The organism is Burkholderia sp. MBR-1, assembly GCF_013822785.1.
In the GTDB taxonomy this organism is placed as follows: domain Bacteria; phylum Pseudomonadota; class Gammaproteobacteria; order Burkholderiales; family Burkholderiaceae; genus Burkholderia; species Burkholderia vietnamiensis.
Map to the genome: position 1 here is coordinate 1,232,990 of NZ_CP053609.1, position 17,981 is coordinate 1,250,970.

The 17,981-nt window shown below is 59.5% G+C and carries 17 protein-coding genes, 1 tRNA gene, 2 pseudogenes and 1 other annotated feature; of the genes and pseudogenes, 12 read left to right on the forward strand and 8 right to left on the reverse strand.

Annotated elements, in window-relative coordinates; translation table 11 throughout:
* Positions 1-70 precede the first annotated feature (70 nt).
* Positions 71-835: an OB-fold protein gene (locus tag MBR110_RS05635; RefSeq protein ID WP_408913019.1), complete on the reverse strand. Its 765-nt coding sequence runs from the start codon at positions 833-835 to the stop codon at positions 71-73.
* Positions 836-1,018: 183 nt separating this feature from the next.
* Here MBR110_RS05635 and MBR110_RS05640 point away from each other — a divergent pair.
* A protein-coding gene (locus tag MBR110_RS05640; RefSeq protein ID WP_105819029.1) for an IS3-like element IS1416 family transposase occupies positions 1,019-2,256 on the forward strand; the annotation gives its coding sequence in 2 pieces (ribosomal slippage) (positions 1,019-1,310 and positions 1,310-2,256; 1,239 coding nt in all).
* Positions 1,300-1,416 (forward strand) — a sequence feature (AL1L pseudoknot). It overlaps the preceding gene by 117 nt.
* Before the next feature lie 200 nt (positions 2,257-2,456).
* Here MBR110_RS05640 and gspG read toward each other — a convergent pair.
* Together gspG and MBR110_RS32585 are read right to left on the reverse strand one after the other, a co-directional pair.
* Positions 2,457-2,768: pseudogene (gene gspG / locus MBR110_RS32580) on the reverse strand (type II secretion system major pseudopilin GspG); the annotation flags it as partial.
* A 42-nt stretch (positions 2,769-2,810) separates the two neighbouring features.
* A pseudogene (locus MBR110_RS32585) lies at positions 2,811-3,128 on the reverse strand (EexN family lipoprotein); the annotation flags it as partial.
* Between the two features lie 125 nt (positions 3,129-3,253).
* On the opposite strand from MBR110_RS32585, the gene MBR110_RS05650 reads away from it, so the two are divergent.
* From MBR110_RS05650 to MBR110_RS05685, 8 genes are all read left to right on the forward strand, one after another.
* Positions 3,254-3,574, forward strand: coding sequence for a helix-turn-helix domain-containing protein (locus MBR110_RS05650; RefSeq protein WP_059734242.1), 321 nt, complete (start codon positions 3,254-3,256; stop codon positions 3,572-3,574).
* Between the two features lie 262 nt (positions 3,575-3,836).
* Positions 3,837-6,182: a type VI secretion system Vgr family protein gene (locus MBR110_RS05655; protein WP_081058926.1), complete on the forward strand. Its 2,346-nt coding sequence runs from the start codon at positions 3,837-3,839 to the stop codon at positions 6,180-6,182.
* Positions 6,179-6,688 (forward strand): DUF4123 domain-containing protein, encoded by a 510-nt coding sequence (locus MBR110_RS05660; RefSeq protein WP_181709209.1) that lies wholly within the window; start codon positions 6,179-6,181, stop codon positions 6,686-6,688. Before MBR110_RS05655 ends, MBR110_RS05660 begins: the two co-directional genes overlap by 4 nt.
* A complete protein-coding gene (locus tag MBR110_RS05665; protein ID WP_155624959.1) occupies positions 6,666-7,019 on the forward strand; it encodes a hypothetical protein in 354 nt (117 codons plus the stop codon). The genes MBR110_RS05660 and MBR110_RS05665 overlap by 23 nt, the downstream gene beginning before the upstream one ends.
* A complete protein-coding gene (locus MBR110_RS05670; protein ID WP_081058924.1) occupies positions 7,019-7,681 on the forward strand; it encodes a restriction endonuclease fold toxin 5 domain-containing protein in 663 nt (220 codons plus the stop codon). The genes MBR110_RS05665 and MBR110_RS05670 overlap by 1 nt, the downstream gene beginning before the upstream one ends.
* Positions 7,678-8,403 (forward strand): immunity 52 family protein, encoded by a 726-nt coding sequence (locus tag MBR110_RS32045; protein WP_081058923.1) that lies wholly within the window; start codon positions 7,678-7,680, stop codon positions 8,401-8,403. The genes MBR110_RS05670 and MBR110_RS32045 overlap by 4 nt, the downstream gene beginning before the upstream one ends.
* Positions 8,404-8,615: 212 nt before the next feature.
* The gene (locus tag MBR110_RS05680) at positions 8,616-9,326 is read left to right on the forward strand and encodes an immunity 52 family protein (RefSeq protein WP_230948543.1); all 711 of its coding nucleotides are present in this window, start codon (positions 8,616-8,618) and stop codon (positions 9,324-9,326) included.
* A gap of 243 nt (positions 9,327-9,569) precedes the next feature.
* The gene (locus MBR110_RS05685) at positions 9,570-10,328 is read left to right on the forward strand and encodes a hypothetical protein (RefSeq protein ID WP_181709210.1); all 759 of its coding nucleotides are present in this window, start codon (positions 9,570-9,572) and stop codon (positions 10,326-10,328) included.
* Positions 10,329-10,536: 208 nt separating this feature from the next.
* Here MBR110_RS05685 and MBR110_RS05690 read toward each other — a convergent pair whose 3' ends face one another.
* From MBR110_RS05690 to MBR110_RS05710, 5 genes are all read right to left on the reverse strand, one after another.
* Positions 10,537-10,953 (reverse strand): DUF4279 domain-containing protein, encoded by a 417-nt coding sequence (locus tag MBR110_RS05690; protein WP_081058922.1) that lies wholly within the window; start codon positions 10,951-10,953, stop codon positions 10,537-10,539.
* 37 nt (positions 10,954-10,990) lie between these two features.
* Positions 10,991-12,208, reverse strand: a complete 1,218-nt coding sequence (locus MBR110_RS05695) for a tyrosine-type recombinase/integrase (protein WP_181709211.1) — start codon at positions 12,206-12,208, stop codon at positions 10,991-10,993.
* Between the two features lie 173 nt (positions 12,209-12,381).
* Positions 12,382-12,466, reverse strand: a tRNA-Leu gene (locus MBR110_RS05700).
* Between the two features lie 97 nt (positions 12,467-12,563).
* Positions 12,564-13,721 (reverse strand): ABC transporter substrate-binding protein, encoded by a 1,158-nt coding sequence (locus tag MBR110_RS05705; RefSeq protein WP_014723480.1) that lies wholly within the window; start codon positions 13,719-13,721, stop codon positions 12,564-12,566.
* 76 nt (positions 13,722-13,797) lie between these two features.
* A complete protein-coding gene (locus MBR110_RS05710; protein ID WP_014723479.1) occupies positions 13,798-14,739 on the reverse strand; it encodes a CysB family HTH-type transcriptional regulator in 942 nt (313 codons plus the stop codon).
* A gap of 216 nt (positions 14,740-14,955) precedes the next feature.
* Between MBR110_RS05710 and MBR110_RS05715 the strand changes: the two genes are divergently transcribed.
* The 3 genes from MBR110_RS05715 to MBR110_RS05725 are packed head-to-tail and all read left to right on the forward strand — an operon-like array spanning position 14,956 to position 17,946.
* Positions 14,956-16,635 carry a nitrite/sulfite reductase gene (locus MBR110_RS05715; protein WP_011885745.1) on the forward strand — a complete coding sequence of 560 codons (1,680 nt, stop codon included), beginning with the start codon at positions 14,956-14,958 and terminating at the stop codon, positions 16,633-16,635.
* A gap of 25 nt (positions 16,636-16,660) precedes the next feature.
* Positions 16,661-17,203: a DUF934 domain-containing protein gene (locus tag MBR110_RS05720; protein WP_011885744.1), complete on the forward strand. Its 543-nt coding sequence runs from the start codon at positions 16,661-16,663 to the stop codon at positions 17,201-17,203.
* The gene (locus MBR110_RS05725) at positions 17,200-17,946 is read left to right on the forward strand and encodes a phosphoadenylyl-sulfate reductase (RefSeq protein WP_011885743.1); all 747 of its coding nucleotides are present in this window, start codon (positions 17,200-17,202) and stop codon (positions 17,944-17,946) included. The genes MBR110_RS05720 and MBR110_RS05725 overlap by 4 nt, the downstream gene beginning before the upstream one ends.
* Positions 17,947-17,981: the final 35 nt, after the last annotated feature.

Here is a 17,981-nt window from a genome sequence, read left to right on the forward strand (position 1 = left end):
ATTCGGGAATGGTGGTGGGGCCGATGCGCAGAAGAAAGCCGTCGTGATGACGGCTCCGGCTACGATACGTTTACTCTGCCAGTGACCGTTCGAGCTTCGCCTGTTCGATCAGCGAATCGAACTTGGCGACTCCTTCGCTTCCCGCTTTTTCCGCTCGGAAGTACCACGCAGCCAAACACGGCACGTCGTTGCACTGATTGCGCTGCTGTAGTGCAAGTCGCAGTGAGTCCGTGAATTTCTGAGCGAGCGCGGTTGAATTTGCCAGATTGTCAGCCGCTTGTGCACGATTCTTGAGTCCGAGCATGATGTGATCAAGCCGAACATCAGCAGCTGCAAGGTCCGCGTCGTGGCAGATCAGCCAGTACACTGCCCCTTTCTGTTTCGTGCAGTCGAACGACGGCTGATAGATGGGATCGTCGGTCGCAGCCGCCGAATCACGGCTTTGCAGTGCTGCGTACGGCGCTGACACGTAATCGCCGGTCAGGAAACTGCACGACGCGAAGCGGGGCGTAGCAAGGCCCTTGCCGTCACCCTGACAGGACAAGTCAATGATTTGTCCCGGCCGCACGTTCGCGACATCCTGTAGTCCGTCTGCATCGAAGCGTACCGACACGTGATCATTCGATGCCGGATCGGTCGGCTTCACGTACAGGAACGGTTTGTCGCCGATGTCCTTTTCGACGCTTCCGGCGACACCCCGGAAGTGCACCCATTTCCCCCGGTATTTATTGTCGCCGTCAACTTCGTTCGCCTTGTAGTCGGCGATGATCGTTGAGAGCGGCGTCACGATTCGCGCTTGCGCCTGCTGTCCGGCGATAGCGAGTTGCGCTTGCACCTGCGACGGGATATCCGAAGCGCTCGACGCGGCTTGCGCGGGTGCTGTGGCTGTCTGGTTCGCGCTGGTCGTCGCGACATCCGTGCCGCCGTCTTTTACGGCCCTAACTTCGTCCTGCGTCGGTGACAGGTGCTGAACCGCACCGAATTTTGTGGAGGCTCGGATTCTTGAGAGAATCGAGCCATGAACAAGAAGGCAACCAAGTTTTCCCCGGAAGTCCGGGAGCGCGCAGTGCGTCTGGTACGTGAGCAGCGTAGCGAACATCCGTCGATGTGGGCGGCGGTCGAATCGATTGCGCCGATGATCGGCTGTACGCCGCAGACGCTGCTGGATTGGGTCAAGCGCGAGGAGATCGATCGTGGGGAACGTGATGGCGTGAGCACGGCCGAGCGTGAACGCATCAAGGCCCTGGAGCGTGAGGTCAAGGAACTGCGCCGTACCAACGAGATTCTCAAGCTGGCGAGCGCGTTTTTCGCCCAGGCGGAGCTCGACCGCCGATTCAAGTCCTGAAGGCCTTCGTTGATCAGCATCGCGACACCTTCGGGGTCGAGCCGATCTGCAAGGTATTGCGGATCGCCCCGTCGGGCTACCGACGCCATGCTGCGCAGCTTCGTGATCCGTCCAAACGCTGCGCTCGTGCCAAACGCGATGAGGTCCTGCAACCCGAGATCAAGCGTGTCTGGCGGGCCAACATGCAGGTCTACGGTGTGCCGAAGGTCTGGAAGCAGATGAACCGGGAGGGCATTGTGGTCGCACGCTGCACGGTCGGGCGGCTGATGAAGCTGCAGGGCTTGCGAGGCACAGTTCGCGGCAAGCGAGTTCGCACGACGAATCCCGATACGAGCGCCCCGCGCCCGCTGGACCGGGTCAACCGGCAGTTCAAGGCTGAGCGCCCAAATCAGCTCTGGGTGTCTGACTTCACCTATGTCTCGACATGGCAGGGTTGGCTGTACGTGGCGTTCGTGATCGACGTGTTTGCCCGTCGCATCGTCGGTTGGCGCGTCAGTTCGTCGATGAGCACGGACTTCGTTCTGGATGCGCTCGAACAGGCGCTGTACGCGCGCCAACCGGGCGACGATGGGACCTTGATACACCACTCCGATAGGGGGGCTCAATACGTCAGCATTCGGTATAGCGAACGTTTGGCCGAGGCGGGTATCGAGCCGTCCGTCGGCAGCCGTGGCGACAGCTACGATAACGCGCTGGCTGAAACGATCAACGGTCTCTACAAGACGGAACTGATTCATCGGCGCGCCCCTTGGAAAACGAGGGAATCCGTCGAACTGGCAACGCTGGAATGGGTCGCCTGGTACAACCATCATCGGCTGATGGAACCGCTCGGCTATATCCCGCCCGCCGAGGCTGAGGCAAACTACTACAGGCAACTCAGAAATGCTGCTGAAGTGCCTGCATTAACTTAAACCAACCGGCCTCCACGATTCCCGGTGCGGTTCAGTGCTGCACCACGAAGGCCGTGATCGCTGCGGCGACAAGAGAGAGTCCTACGACTGCGGCGATCGCATTTTTCGTTCTGGATTGCATGTTGTTCCCCGTTTCATTGGCCGGACGTGTTGAACGTGCCTTTCTCGATGTACGTCTTTTCCCACGCCTGTACGTCGTTCTGCCACGAACCGATCGGGAGGCTGTACTTGAAGTCGGTGGCAGGTCCGACGCTGTAGACATCAATTTCGCCGTGCCTGCCCGGGTTCAAGAACTGGTACGCATGCCCCCAAGGATCGTTCGGGAGGCGCGTCAGATATCCGCTTTCCTTCCAGTTGTTCGGGATCGGATCGGTGGTCGGTTTCTCGATCAGTGCTTGCAGCCCCTGCGCTTGCGTCGGATACGCGCCGTTGTCGAGGTGGTAGAGCTTGAGAGCGACCGTGATGACCGCGACATCTTGCGCAGCGGCGATCCGCCTAATTTGGTACGCCCGATCCTCTTCGGCGGCGGCACCGACGTGCGATGCAGTGGCGTTGACGCAGTTCGGATCGGAGCGCAGTTCGCCGGGATTTGCGGCGCAGGCGGACAGCGCCGTTTGCCGCATCCCGAAATTGTTGGTGAACTCGCCCACGGTGTAGACGCGATCGAGCGCAGTGACTTTTGTTGCGGGTTTGTTGCAGGATGTGAGCGCTACGGCAAGTGGTAGCGCCGCCAGTATCCGGGTGATATTTTTGGTCTGCATGTATTTTCGTCGGTGTCTGTGGGGCGCGAGTGCGTCCGGCCCGCTGAATAAAAAGCGCCGACAGGGGACCATCGGCGAAAAGTAGTTCTGGCATCCGAGGTGTTGCCGCATTGCCAGAACCGGCCAAAGCTCTGTCGGGATCGATTTCGTACGGCGGCAGTATGCTACGAAAATCGTAGTATCCGGGTGTGTAGTTTATAACGATATTCGTAGCCTTTGGAACCACAGGCTATGCGATGTCAACCGAGGAACGATCTATTTTCGGGCTGCGCCTGAAGGAGGCGCGTCTGCGAGTTGGGCTATCGCAACGGCAACTCGGCATTGATGCGGGGCTAGACCCGTTTGTCGCCAGTACACGTGTCAATCGTTACGAGTTGGGTGTGCACAAGGTCGATTTTCAGTTCGCAAGTAAGCTGGCTGCAGTCCTCAAGGTTCCCGTGGCGTACTTCTATGCCGATGATCCCGAATTGGCAGAGTTGATCCGAACGTACGGCGCGCTCCCAAGTCGAGCGAAAACGCGGTTGCTGCGCAGTGCGCGGGAACTTGCCGGAACTTAGTTGCGGTATGTCGGTTAGTTGTTTCGACTCAGCGCCCCCCATGTTTCTTGGTGACAGAGGCGCAGTCGCAGATCGGAGCGTGATGCGTTACCAGAACCGGAAAATCCGATGCGCGATTTTGGGCGGCTCAGGGGCAGGCCGGAAGATGTTGCGTGCGGCACGAGGATCATCCGCTCGACTTTTGTGAAATAGCGTCAAATGCAATATTTGGGGCGCGACAGTCTGGTATAGGTTCGTTTGTTCTGATCTTCGAGAGAGCGAAGTGGCAAACGAACTCAAAGCGGGCGTGGGCGTCGGGCAATGGATTGCGGGCCGTCAGTCGTATTTCTTCGATGTCCCCGGCACCGACAGCGCAGCGGCACTTTCGGTCGTTTCTGTCGTTGCAACCGAAAAAATGGGTGCACCGACTGAGGTGCGCGTTGTGCTCACGCATCCGCAGCAACTTGCGTATGCGGACTACCTGAATCGTGATGCCGCTTGCACGATTGTCCCGGATGACGGTGTACCCCGGAGATTTTCGGGATTCATCGAGCGCTTCTCAACGTTGCAGACAACGAACGATTTCACCAAATACGAAATCGTCCTGAAGTCGCATTTCGCACGCCTCGAAGCGGTCACGACGAGCCGCATCTACCAGCAGCAAACCACCCCGCAAATCATTGAGTCGGTGTTGCGCAGCCACAGCCTTGAAGGCCATCAATTCGCCTTCCGCCTGCGTCGCGAGTATCCGCAACACCTCTTTCGCTTCCAGCATAAGACTGACGATCTGTCGTACGTGCAGATGCTGATGCAGAAAGCAGGCATCTACAGCTACATCGTGGAAACAGAATACGGCGATCAAGTCGTGTTCGCGGACGACATCGACCATTACCTGTGGGACCCACACCTGACGGTCCCGTATCGCGAAGTAGCAGGGCTGGAAGCGAGCGGGACCGAAGCCGTTAGGGCGCTCAAGACGCACACCACAACGGTTCCGCAGTCGTTCATCGTGGCGGATTACAACCCGGAACAGGCGTGGGAACGCTTCCGGGACGAGGCTAACATTGCGCCGCAGGACCCGACCACCTACGGCCAGCCGTACATCTACGGTACGCATCATCTTGATCAGGTGGGCGCGAAATGGGAAGCGCAGCTACGGCATGAGGCGGCGATTGCGTGGCAGGTCGTCTATGACGGCGAAAGCAATGTGCTGGCGCTACAGCCCGGTCGTGTGTTGGAACTCGACACGGCGTTACCCGATGCGCCGGATGGTCAAGTCGTCATCGAGGTGATCCACACGGGGGCGCGGGATCAGGCGTACACGAACACATACCAAGCCATCCCGGCGGACCGGCGTTTCCGGTTGAAACTCGATGAGGCGAAGTGGCCGAAGATTGCCGGTACGCTGAGCGCGCGGGTGACGAGTCCCGATAAATACAAATATGCGTATTTGAACGCCGCCGGGTACTACACCGTGCGCTTTGATGTGGATTTCGCGGACTGGCCGTCCGGCGGCGAAAGCGTGCCGCTACGGCTCGCCAAACCGTTCGCGGGCAAGCTACAGACAGGGATGCACTTCCCGGCGCTGGACAACGATGAAGCGGTCATTTCGTTCCGGGATGCAGACCCGGACAAGCCTGAAATCATCGCGTTCCACCACCATAGCCAAGCACGCGACTTGGTGACAAGCGATCGCCGCTGGCTGTCGCGCAACATGATCCGCACGCAGGCGAACAACAAACTGCGGATGGAGGATTGGGCCGGTCAGGAAGGTATCAAGCTCAGTACCGAGCACTCGGGCACGACGCATCTGGACCTTGGCTATCTGGTCGATGAAAAACTGGAACGGCGCGGCGAAGGTTTCGAGTTGCGCACGTCCGGTCATGGCGTCGGACGCGCGGGTAAGGGCCTGCATCTGACGGCATACGACCGGCCCGGTGCGACCGGTCAGCAACTCGATATGCAGGAGGCCCTTGCACAGATTGAAAGTGCGTTGGCGCTTGGGAAGTCGCTGGCGGATGCTGCGCGCACGGCAAAGGCGGTACCGGCCGATATCGATGCGCAGCAGAAGGTAAAGGACGAACTCGACGGACTGAAGGAACCCGGCATTTTGGCGAGCGCTCCCGCTTCAATCGGTATCGTAGCGGGCGGCGGTGTACAGATCGCCGCGCAGGACAACATTGCAGCCACGGCAGGCAAGAGCGCCGATTTCAGCGTCATGGGGCGGTTAACGGCCGCAGCGGGCGAACTCGTCTCGCTGTTCGCGCAGAAGCTCGGCATCAAGATATTTGCCGCGAAAGGGCCGGTTGAGGTGCAAGCCCAAAGCGACGCCATGTCACTCGCAGCAGCGAAGGATGTAACCGTCGCAAGCGTCAACGGCAAGGTCAAGGTGTCCGCCGCCAAAGAACTCATTCTGGAAAGCGGAGGCGCGTTCATCCAGCTGAAGGACGGCAACATCACACTCGGCGGTCCGCTCGACCTGTTCCTGAAGGTCATCACGATCCAGAAGAAAGGCCCGGAATCACTCTACGGTGTGACGCCTTGGTCGGTGCTTCCGCAGCCGACTATCTGTCTGGAATGCATGATTCACGCCGCATCGGTCGGTGCCGCAACGATGGAGCGCCAATGATCCCCGTATCCGTCGTGGAACGTTTTCGTACGTATCCAAACCGCCACTTCGACGCCATGCGCATCTATGCGCTGGTGGATGGCCTGCAGTATCAGCAACACACCGGCCAACCGCTGGAAGCCATTGACGACGTAGCGGCTTCGCTATTCGCGGGCACAACCGATATTGCGCTTGCCCATGCGGGGCCGTGGTTGATCTACACCAAGGACGCGCAAGGCCGGATCGCGGAATTGGACGATCTGGAAGCGGCGCGTCCCGGCGTCATCTGGTTGTTTGCATCGTTGGACCTCGAAGGTCTGGCGGGAAAGCTGCGCCCGCATCTAAGCGTCAGGTTACCGAACTCAAGGTCAGCGATGCTGCGCTTTTGGGACCCCCGCGTACTGCATGGCCTGAATCAGTCGTTTCAATCCAAGCAGGAGCGCACGCTGTTTAGCGCAGCGACCGAGTGGCTTTACCTCAACGAAGGGCAACGCCTGCATATCAATGCCGACACTTCAACTATCTGAAAAGACTTGGGCGGCGTTGCAAGCCGTTGACGAGCGCAATTTCGTTGCGACCGTGCGTGATGACATCGTGAGAGATTACCCGGCGGTGGCCGACGATCCGACCTTGCTCGAACGACTCAATGCGGCCTACGCGTGGACCAAGGAGCACGGCTTTACGCACGACGGACCCATCGTTGAATTCCTCGACACGGAGGCGTTGACACCGGGTTTCTACAAGAATCCGCCGGTCGCGACGTGGCTGAACAAACCGGGCGTGTCAGGCGAGCAGCGATTCGAAATGCTGATGCAGGCAACGCGGAAACGACAACAAGAAATGCAGGAGAACCACTGATGGGTATTCCATTTCCTCCCGTGCTTGGGAGCGCCGCGAACGCGATGGCGCAAGTACCGGTCCCTGTTTCCGTTCCTGTCCCGACGCCAGCACCGACGCCAGCACCGACCGCTGGTGCTCCGAGCGGTAGCGGCGCGGGCGCAGACGGCGGATGGGGATCGCTGCCGCGCGATCGCAGCCGCGAACGGGATCGGCCGTGCAAATGTCCGCCGGAGAAGGGCAGGCCGGAACCAGCCAACCACTCAATGTCAGAATTATCCGCTGAATATCAACAGTACATCACCAACTTTCCACGCGGCGTGGAATGGCTTTTTGCGTATACGGAATTCGATGGATTTGACAAGGCCCAATGCCTTCTGCAAGAAGCAAAGGCAAAGTACGATCAATTTTTCAACCCAAAAACAGGGAAGCCAAAGTTTTTCTTCTTGATCGGGAAAAGTGAAAAAACAGTTGGTGCGCCCCAAAAAATTTCTGGCTGGAAAAAGATGCTGGATCAAGCGACGAGGCAAAGCGATATAGTGCGGGAGAATGCTCCCGCCAAAATGAAATGGTATTTTATGCAACCTCTACTGTTCGGATATGCTACGAGTGAGTTTGCAAAGAGAGGGCTTTTTATTTCGACAGAGCACCGGCCGATGCCGGGAATGGTGGGCGACAAATGAATGCGAGTCTCAAGGATGTTGATGTCGATATTGATGTTTTGTTTCGCTTCAAGAATTCAAAGTTGCCATCCAATTTCGAGCAATGCCGAGATTTGTGGGTAATCGCGAAGGCGCTTGAGCGCGAAAGGATTGGTATCGGCCAGTGGGGAATTGGTGATGTAAGTGATGCGGGGAATCTTGTGAATACTCTCGCATTTTCGGATTCAGGGCCAACCGATGCGGCAGTCCAATCGGTAACAGAAACCCCTGATATCGGGGAGCAGTCAATTTCGGTTTGGAATGGCATCGAGGGGCAAGGTGGCGTATCTCTCTCGGTAAGCTACAGTCTGAGCAATCTTTCTGTATTTGAGCTTAAATCAGAAGGCTTGGAAGTGCTGTATTCATCAACAAAACTCGCCGATCTTCTTACCGAAGCGGTAAAGACATGGCCCGCCGCAGTGGCGCAAGTCGGACCATTTCTATATTCGCAGAAGAAAGTTTTCCCGGATCGACCCGGCGTCGGCTGGATGCTCTACCTACCGCACGCTCTTACGCCGTCTCAAGTACCCGAAGCACGCGCCCTGATTCCGGTCATGGGCGAAAATAAGCAGCAAGGCACGATTATTGTCAGCGTGACGGATGGGCCGTTCGACGTGAGTAATCGTGATCACGTCAAAGTGGCAAACGATATCGAAATCCGCCTTGCCGATCAGGACCTGTTACCGCGATACGTCGATCTTTGATGGTTTGAACCCGGCGTCGTGGGTGATGCCGGGTTGTAACTGATTGTGCGCTCACCGGCATCTTCATTGGAAGTGGGGTAATTGCTCAAATTGACCCATTAATTGCGGGGTGCAAATGCTACAAGAGTTTATGAACCGAACGATTGATATTTATATCGCCCTCGTGGCCGGGTTCTTGGCAGAAATTCAAGCCGATGGCATAAGGAGTGGAAATGGAGCCGCGCCAAGACAAGAGTGGTGATATTGAATTTAGGCTTTTTATTCGGACGATTTCACATCAGATTCCAGCCGCACAGCATCGGTGCGAAGAGTTGTGGAAATTTGCCAAGTTGCTAGAGGGTGTCGGACTAGGCATGAAACAATGGCTTGTCAATGGTGACTCGACCATTCCGGCTTTTGATTCGGCAGGTCCAACGAAAGCACTGACAACATCCGCTGAGGATGATCACAGTTCGCCCATTCAGTTTGCTGACGTTTGGAATGGGAGAGAGGGGGAGGGGGCTGCTGGCCTAATGTTGAAATACAGATTGAACCGGCCTTCCGGGTTCGATTTTCGTGCAATAGGGATTAATGGTCTGCAGTCTTACGATCGAGTTGCTGTTCTTATTGACGGCGCATTGGAAATCTGGTCAAGTCTTTTGGGCGAAGTCGCCCCGTATGCTTACTCTGATGAGAAAGTTTTCCCGGATCGACCCGGCGTCGGCTGGATGCTCTACCTACCGCACACTCTTACGCCGACTCAAGTACCCGAAGCACGCGCCCTGATTCCGGTCATGGGCGAAAATAAGCAGCAAGGCACGATTATTGTCAGCGTGACGGATGGGCCGTTCGACGTGAGTAATCATGATCACGTCAAAGTGGCAAACGATATCGAAATCCGCCTTGCTGATCAGGACCTTTTGCCGCGATACGTCGATCTTTGATGGTTTGAACCCGGCGTCGTGGGCGATGTTGGACCTCCAATGAATTGACCATTCCGCGGGAGTTTCAAACAGTGCCAAAAATGATGGCTGGCTTTTCCAAATTGGTCAGCGTGTATTGATCTGACGCGAAATCCGATTGGTGAATTTTCGATCATCCGCAGTCTCGGACGATTGTACAGCGTATCGGCACAAATTGGTTGGGTAATTGTCCGCTTCATGCTTGTTGAAAATAAATAATCTCTTATGTATTCTCCTTCAAAGATGCTGGCAAGGGCTTTTGGAAATGGGTGGTTTAAAATAATCATCATATTATTTTCAAGTCTGGTTCTGTCGGGTTGTGCTTTGGCTTACTTGGGCGTCTATGCTCTTTCGGGGAGAAGCGGAACGGGGTCAACCAAAACCACTACTTTTTTTGAGCCGGGAATCATCTATAAAATCGATGAAAATCGCGCGTTTGTTATTGTAAGCTCAGATGACCCATATGTCACCAAGACATACCTTCGAGGGAGAATTTGTCGAGGGTACGTCTATTACTGGACGCGCGGCAAGCGCCCTGTATTTTTATGGTCTGGACAGGTCGAGAATGTCAGCAAGGCGGGACTGCATATTTCAGTGGATTCCGATTGGGGGGTAACTCCGGATGTTTGGGGTGGGCTGAAGATTGTTACGGCGGATGGCGTGAAGAAATCTATTGTCCCGCAGCGAGAGGATGGACAAATTCCAACGGGTATCCAGCGATTGTTCATTGATTTTGTGGCCATTAAGGGTCACGATTTTGTTTATGCTGGAAGTATCGAAGATGGCGAATATTATTCTTATTCAATTAAAGATGGGGTGTGGAGTTTCATAAGGAAGGATGATATCCCGAAAATAAAAAGCCCATCGGGTGATATTGAGCCATACTGCTTCCCTGCGACGCCGCTGGCGAAGCCGCAGGAAATAAATTATGAAAGACCGCCTGAAGCGCTATTTGATAGCATCAAGATTGGCGGGAGTCCGTGACATGGTCTGAAAACTTCTGATCTGTGCGTTTGCAAGTGTCCGGCACTGCCGCTACTCGTCCCATTGCAGCAGGTCATGTCGGTGGATGCGTAAAGCCGCTAGTGATTGCTCGGCTGATAGTGGGGCGTCGTCGGGCGGTTCCATCACCCCGGATGCCTATGTATCAAGAAGTCCGTCCGGCACACTTCGATTTTTCCCATCCCACCAATCAGCGGTATTCGTCAATTTCGACCGTGCCGCCCATAGCTTCCATCATGCTTCGGATGTCGGCAGGTACGTCGGGTACGCGATCCCCCGTCTCGTTCATCCAGTAGCACCAAAACCGTACCTTTACCCCTTCGCGTTCCAGCAGTTCACGAAGGCCCGGGCGCGACAGGTCTAGGCGTTCGATGAGATATCGCAGGTGCGGTTCGAGTTGATCACTATGAACAAAGGATTTGCTTCCGACGCCCCACAATCCGACTCTCCCCGGTGCGCGACTAGGCCGACCGGAGGGCGTCGTGAAGTGCTTGCCTTTGGTAATGGCGGTATCCGGTTCAACGCCAAAATAGTCGGTCCAAAACGCGGGCGTTACCGAGTCACCCATTGCATGAAACGTTGCATGTGCGAGTTGATGCTCGTTCATCGGCGATCCTGACTGTTGATCAGGGACCGAATCTTGATCAGGCTGCTCGCGCACTGAGCGGAATAACTTCTGCCCCGACTTTTTGCCGCTCAAGATAGTCCGCCCATAGCTGCATCATTGCACGACGTTCCTTGATGAATTTAGTCCGGTTGTACGCCCCGCCAAGAGCGTCTGGTACAGCGTGCGCTAACTGGTGCTCGATGACTTCCGGCTTTTGCTCAAGTTCTTCGTGCAGGATGGTACGAGCCATCGCACGAAATCCGTGCCCGGTAATTTCGGTTCGTGTGTCATAACCCAAGCGGCGAAGTGCTGCGTTGATCGCGGCTTCGCTCATTGGTCGCTCGGCAGAACGGGCACCGGGAAAAACATAACGACCGCGACCTGTCAGCGCGTGCAGTTCACGCAAGATGACGACGGCTTGCTTAGCGAGCGGAACGAGGTGATCGGTCTTGGTTTTCGTGACGAGATAGCGCCATTCGCCCTTGTCGAGGTCGAACTGGCTCCATTCAGCCTTGCGCAGTTCGCCGGGGCGAACGAACAGCATTGGCGCAAGCTTGAGCGCGCAGAGTACCGGAAATGTGCCGCTGAACCCATCGAAAGCCCGCAGCATTTCACCGACCTTCTTCGGATCGGTGATCGCGGCAAAGTGCTTTTCGACTGCTGGCTCAATCGCGTCGAACAACTCCCTTGCAGGATCGATTTTGGCCGCGCCCTTCGTGATCGCGAAGCGGAAAATCCGGCTGATTTCGCTGCGAACGCGGTGTGCTGTGTATCGCGCGCCACGTTGGTCGACGCGCTCAAGTACCGACAGAATTTCCGGCGGGGTAATTTCCTTGATGGGGCGAGTGCCAAGCCACGGAAACACGTCTTTGTTCATCCGGGCCAGCGTCTTTGTGTACTGTCCGATTTCTACAACAGTCTTGCGATTTTCGAGCCAAGCAAGCGCAATCGCTTTGAACGTGTTGTCGGCGTTCAGCGTGGATTCGCGCTTCTCCATTTTCCTCGCTTCGCTTGGATCGATGCCGTCGGCGAGCTTGGAGCGTGCCTCGTCGCGCTTTCTGCGAGCTACGGCCAACGAAACATCGGGGTAGACGCCGAGCGCAAGCAGCTTTTCCTTCTTTGCAAAGTAATACTTGAGCCGCCAGTATTTTTGGCCGCTTGGCATGACTTGCAAGAACAGTCCGTTGCCGTCGTAGAGTTTTTGAATCTTTGGCCCGGGCTTGGCAGTCCGGATTGCCGTATCGGTCAAGGGCATCAGGGGTATCTCCGTTTGTTGGAGCCTCGAAGCGAGGACATACCCCTAAAAGTACCCCTGCGTACCCCCGGCTTTCAACGAACCGAGCCGGACTCTTCCGGAACGAAATTTCCCTCCGCGCCTTTATTTATCAAGGTTTTCGCGACCCGCCGGGAATTTCGAGGAACATTTGATGGTGCCCAGGGCCGGAATCGAACCGGCACGCCTTGCGGCGGGGGATTTTGAGTCCCCTGCGTCTACCAATTTCACCACCTGGGCTTGTGATCGTTGCCGCACCAGCGATGCTGCGCGGCGAAACGCGGATTATGGCGGAAAATGGGGCGCCGGGCAAGCCATCGGCGCGCCGCGCCGCCCGTTACCGGCTCAGGTAGACGAACCGGCCCTGTTTCACGATCCCCATCACGCTCGCGCGCTGATCGAGTCCGACGTGGTCCTTGTCGCTCGTGTTGACGACGCCGTTCGGCACGACCAGCTCGTGCGCCCGTTCGAGTTCGCGCCGCAGCGCCGTCCGGAACGCCGGCGTGCCCGGCTGCGCCGCCTTCAGCGCGCGGCCGACCGCGTCCGCGAGGCGCGGATACACGCCGGCCGCGTCGCCCGCGAACTGCGTGACCGTGCCCGCGCCGTAGCGCGCTTCATATGCATCGACGAACGCCAGCGCCGCCTTGCGCGCCGGGTCGTCGGCCGGCAACGTGCGGGCGACGACGACCGGCTGCGTCGGGAACAGCGTGCCTTCCACGTCCTTGCCGCCGAGCCGGATGAATTCCGGCGTCGCGATTCCGTGCGTCTGGTAGATCGCGCCCTTGTAGCCGCGCTCGATCAGCGTGCGCTGCGGCAGCACGGCCGGCGTGCCCGAGCCCGCGATCAGGACGGCATCCGGCTTCGCCGCGATCAGCTTCAGCGCCTGCCCGGTCACGCTCGCGTCGGTCCGGTTGAAGCGCTCGGTCGCGATCACGCGGATCTTGCGGATCTCGGCGAAGCGCGTGAACTCGTTCAGCCAGCTGTCGCCATAGCTGTCCGCGAAGCCGATGAAGCCGACCGTCTTCACGCCGTGATTGGCCATGTAGCGCGTCATCACGTCGGCCATCGCGCTGTCGCTCTGCGCCATCTTGAACGCCCAGGTGCGCGCGCCTTCCTGCGGCTCGACGATCGCGCCCGAGCCGACCAGCGTAATCATCGGCGTTTGCGACGCGGCCACCGCGTCCAGCGCCGCAAGCGCGGCCGGCGTGATGTTCGGCCCGACCACGACGTCGACGTGATCCTCGACGACCAGCTTGCGGATATTGCGCACGGCCGCGCCCGGATCGGACGCATCGTCGAGCACCGTCAGCTGCACCGGCTGGCCGGCGATCGTCTTCGGCCACATCAGGATCGCGTTCTTGCTGGTGATGCCGATCGCGGCGGCCGGGCCGGTCGACGACAGGTCGACGCCGACCTTCAGGTCGGCATGCGCGGCCGCGCAGCCGAGCAACAGGGCGCCGGCAGCGGCGCGGCGCAACAGGGCGGGAAGCGTCATGCGGAAGTCTCCATCTGCATCGGGCAACCAAAAGGGCGCGATATCGAACCGCGCCCCCGCGTTCATACCGCGTGTGTCAAAGCTCGTACGATTCGGCTTCGCCCTTGAGCGCCTGCTCGATCAGCTTGCGGTTCAGCGTCGGCGACAGCAGCTCGACGAGCGTATACACATAGCTGCGCAGGTACGCGCCCTGCTTGAGCGCGACGCGCGTCACGTTGCTGCCGAACAGATGGCCGACCGGAATCAGCCGCAGGTTGCGGTCGCGCTCCGGATTGAACGCGATGTCGGCCATGATCCCGACGCCCAGCCCGAGCTCGACGTAGGTCTTGATCACGTCGGCGTCGATCGCCTCGAGCACGATGTCCGGCGATAGCCCGCGCAGCGCGAACGCATGGTTGATCTTCTTGCGGCCGGCGAACGCGTTGTCATACGTGATCAGCGGATACTGCGCGAGGTCGTCGAGCGTGATCGGCTTGCGCTCGAGCAGCGGATGGTCGGCCGGCACCACGGCCGCGTGATGCCACTGGAAGCACGGCAGCGACACGAGCTCCTTGTAGTCGGAGATCGCCTCGGTCGCGATCGCGAGGTCGGCCTGGTCGTGGATGACCATCTCGGCGACCTGCGTCGGGCTGCCCTGCAGGATCGACAGATGCACCTTCGGGAAGCGCTTCTTGAATTCGGCGATCGCGGCCGGCAGCGAATAGCGCGCCTGCGTGTGCGTGGCGGCGATGGTCAGGTTGCCCTGGTCCTGCGCGGCGTAGTCCTTTCCGACCCTTTTGAGGCTCTCGACTTCCTGCAGGATCCGCTCGACCGACGCGAGTATGATTCTGCCCGGCTCGGTGAGCGAGCGAACCCGCTTGCCGTGGCGGGTGAAGATCTCGACGCCGAGCTCGTCCTCCAGCTCGATGATCGCCTTCGACACCCCCGGCTGCGACGTATAGAGCGCCTTGGCGGCCTCGGTGAGGTTGAAATTCTGCCGGACGGCCTCGCGCACGAAGCGAAATTGGTGCAGGTTCATTTATAACCCTTCCGCATATCAACAGAATTTTTTAGTCGTTTGAAATATAAGGCGAGTTTATTACGATTCACCGGAGTTTTTCAAATATGGATATCTGTTTTCGTCATTAGCAATCCAGCCGGGCAGCGGAAGGCCGGCCGGAGCGGCGAAACAGAGATTCGGGCGCGACGTGGCTAGGACGTCGCGCGGTCACCACGAACACCCTGGGGTCCCCGAATGTATCAGTACGACCAGTACGACCAGACGATCGTCGACGAGCGTGTCGCACAGTACCGCGATCAGGTGCGCCGCCGCCTGTCGGGCGAGTTGAGCGAAGACGAATTCCGTCCGCTGCGCCTGCAGAACGGCCTGTACATGCAGCGCCACGCGTACATGCACCGCATCGCGATTCCGTACGGCAACCTGCGCAGCAACCAGCTCCGCATGCTGGCGCGCATCGCCCGCGAGCACGACCGCGGCTACGGTCACTTCTCGACCCGCTCGAACATCCAGTTCAACTGGGTCGAGCTCGAAGACACGCCCGAGATCCTCGCGAAGCTCGCCTCGGTGCAGATGCACGCGATCCAGACGTCGGGCAACTGCATCCGCAACATCACGGCCGACCAGTTCGCCGGCGTCGCGCAGGACGAGGAGATCGATCCGCGTCCGTGGGCCGAGATCCTGCGTCAGTGGTCGACGTTCCATCCCGAATTCGCGTGGTTGCCGCGCAAGTTCAAGATCGCGGTGTCCGGCTCGCACGACGACCGCGCGGCCGTGCAGATCCACGACCTCGGCGTCTATCTGAAGAAGAACGCGCAGGGCGAGGTGGTCGCGAGCATCCTCGCGGGCGGCGGCCTCGGCCGCACGCCGATCGTCGGCGCGGTGATCAAGGAAGATCTGCCGTGGCAGCATCTGCTGACGTACTGCGAAGCCGTGCTGCGCGTGTACAACCGCTACGGCCGCCGCGACAACCTGTACAAGGCGCGGATCAAGATCCTCGTGAAGGCGCTGTCACCGGCGAAGTTCGCGCAGCAGGTCGAAGAAGAGTGGCAGCACCTGAAGGACGGCCCGTCCACGCTGACGCAGGCCGAACTCGACCGCGTGTCGCAGTATTTCGCGCCGCCCGTCTACGAGAAGCTGGCCGACACCGACGCGTCGTTCGAACAGCATCTGCTCGAGAACAAGGCGTTCGCGCGCTGGGTCGAGCGCAACGTCGCGCCGCACAAGGTGGCCGGCTACGCGGCGGTCACGCTGTCGCTGAAGGATCACCGCGTCGCGCCGGGCGACGCGAGCGCCGAGCAGATGGATCAAGTGGCCGAATGGGCCGACGCGTACTCGTTCGGCGAAGTGCGCGTATCGCACGAGCAGAACCTGATTCTGGCCAACGTGAAGAAGCGCGACCTGTTCGCGCTGTGGGAAAAGGCGAAGGCGGCCGGCTTCGCGACGCCGAACATCGGGCTGCTGACCGACATCATCGCGTGCCCGGGCGGCGACTTCTGCTCGCTCGCGAACGCGAAGTCGATCCCGATCGCGCTGGCGATCCAGCAGCGTTTCGACGATCTCGACTACGTGTACGACCTCGGCGACCTGTCGCTGAACATCTCCGGTTGCATGAACTCGTGCGGTCACCATCACGTCGGCAACATCGGCATCCTCGGCGTCGACAAGGACGGCGCCGAGTGGTACCAGGTGTCGCTCGGCGGCGAGCAGGGCACGGGCCAGAACGGCGCGCGCCTCGGCCGCGTGATCGGGCCGTCGTTCTCCGCCGACGAAGTGCCCGACGTGATCGCGAAGCTGATCGACACGTTCGTCGATGCGCGCGCCGACGGCGAGCGCTTCATCGATACGTACGACCGCATCGGCATCGCGCCGTTCAAGGAGCGCGTCTATGCGGCGCGCCAGGCAGTGAACGCCTAACCCACCGGCTAGAAGGAATTTGCAGATGGCTTCGATTATCAAGAACCGCGCAGTGATCGACGACGCATGGCAGGTCGTGCGCGCGGCGGAAGACGGCGCGCTGCCCGCGGTCGACGCACTGCCGGCCGGCAAGGTGCTGGTGCCGTTCGCGTTGTGGCAAGCGGAGCGCGCGGCGCTCGTCGCGGCGAAGACGAAGGACGAACTCGGCGTATGGCTCGCGCCGGACAGCGAGCCGGCCGAGCTGGCGGCCGACTTCGGCGCGATCTCGCTGATCGCGGTCGACTTCCCGCGGTTCGCGGACGGCCGCGGCTACAGCATCGCGCGGCTGCTGCGCGAGCGCTACGGCTGGACCGGCGAGCTGCGCGCGATCGGCGACGTGCTGCGCGATCAGTTGCTGTACATGTCGCGCTGCGGCTTCGACGCGTTCGCGGTGCGTGCCGACAAGGACATCCACGACGCGCTCAACGCGTTCGGCGAATTCACGCAGCGTTACCAGGGCGCGTTCGACGAGCCGGCGCCGCTGTTCCGCCGCCGCGCGGCTGCATCCGACGCGAAGGTGAACGCATGAGCGCCGCGACCGCACTCACGCCCGAACTGGCCGCCAAGGTCGAGCGGCTCGACGCGCTGCTCGCGCAGATCGGCGCGCGCCACGACAAGGTCAAGTTCGCGAGCAGCCTCGCCGCGGAAGACATGCTGCTGACGCACGCGATCCTGTCGAAGCAGGTGCCGATCGGCATCTTTTCTCTGAACACCGGCCGCCTGCACGCGGAGACGCTCGGCATGATCGACCGCGTGCGCGAGCGCTACGGCTACGAGATCGAGCAGTTCCATCCGAACCAGGAGGCGGTCGATCAGTACGTCGCCGAGCACGGCGCGAACGCGTTCTACGACAGCGTCGAGCTGCGCAAGTCGTGCTGCCACATCCGCAAGGTGGAGCCGCTGAACCGCGCGCTGGCCGACGTCGGCGCGTGGGTCACGGGCCAGCGTCGCGAGCAGTCGGTCACGCGCGCGGAGCTGCACGAGGAAGAAAGGGACGAATCGCGCGGGATCGCGAAGTACAACCCGCTCGCCGACTGGACGGAAGCCGACGTGTGGGCGTACCTTAACGCGTTCGAAGTGCCGGTCAATCCGCTGCACGCGCGCGGTTACCCGAGCATCGGCTGCGAGCCGTGTACGCGTGCGATTCGCCCCGGCGAGGACAGCCGCGCGGGCCGTTGGTGGTGGGAGTCGCGCGACACCAAGGAATGCGGTCTGCACATCACGACGATCACGCCGATTCCCGCGAGCGCCGAAGCCGGCGCCGCGCACTGAACGCCGACCAGAACCCGAATATTGCGCGGCCCGCG

Coding starts and splice junctions, on each gene's coding strand:
- MBR110_RS05650 (WP_059734242.1), top strand. CDS start 3,254: ATGTCAACCGAGGAACGATCTATTTTCGGGCTGCGCCTGAAGGAGGCG.
- MBR110_RS05695 (WP_181709211.1), bottom strand. CDS start 12,208: ATGCCCTTGACCGATACGGCAATCCGGACTGCCAAGCCCGGGCCAAAG.
- MBR110_RS05715 (WP_011885745.1), top strand. CDS start 14,956: ATGTATCAGTACGACCAGTACGACCAGACGATCGTCGACGAGCGTGTC.
- MBR110_RS05705 (WP_014723480.1), bottom strand. CDS start 13,721: ATGACGCTTCCCGCCCTGTTGCGCCGCGCCGCTGCCGGCGCCCTGTTG.
- MBR110_RS05690 (WP_081058922.1), bottom strand. CDS start 10,953: ATGAACGAGCATCAACTCGCACATGCAACGTTTCATGCAATGGGTGAC.
- MBR110_RS05725 (WP_011885743.1), top strand. CDS start 17,200: ATGAGCGCCGCGACCGCACTCACGCCCGAACTGGCCGCCAAGGTCGAG.
- MBR110_RS05680 (WP_230948543.1), top strand. CDS start 8,616: ATGGAGCCGCGCCAAGACAAGAGTGGTGATATTGAATTTAGGCTTTTT.
- MBR110_RS05685 (WP_181709210.1), top strand. CDS start 9,570: ATGTATTCTCCTTCAAAGATGCTGGCAAGGGCTTTTGGAAATGGGTGG.
- MBR110_RS05670 (WP_081058924.1), top strand. CDS start 7,019: ATGGGTATTCCATTTCCTCCCGTGCTTGGGAGCGCCGCGAACGCGATG.
- MBR110_RS05665 (WP_155624959.1), top strand. CDS start 6,666: ATGCCGACACTTCAACTATCTGAAAAGACTTGGGCGGCGTTGCAAGCC.
- MBR110_RS05660 (WP_181709209.1), top strand. CDS start 6,179: ATGATCCCCGTATCCGTCGTGGAACGTTTTCGTACGTATCCAAACCGC.
- MBR110_RS05720 (WP_011885744.1), top strand. CDS start 16,661: ATGGCTTCGATTATCAAGAACCGCGCAGTGATCGACGACGCATGGCAG.
- MBR110_RS05710 (WP_014723479.1), bottom strand. CDS start 14,739: ATGAACCTGCACCAATTTCGCTTCGTGCGCGAGGCCGTCCGGCAGAAT.
- MBR110_RS32045 (WP_081058923.1), top strand. CDS start 7,678: ATGAATGCGAGTCTCAAGGATGTTGATGTCGATATTGATGTTTTGTTT.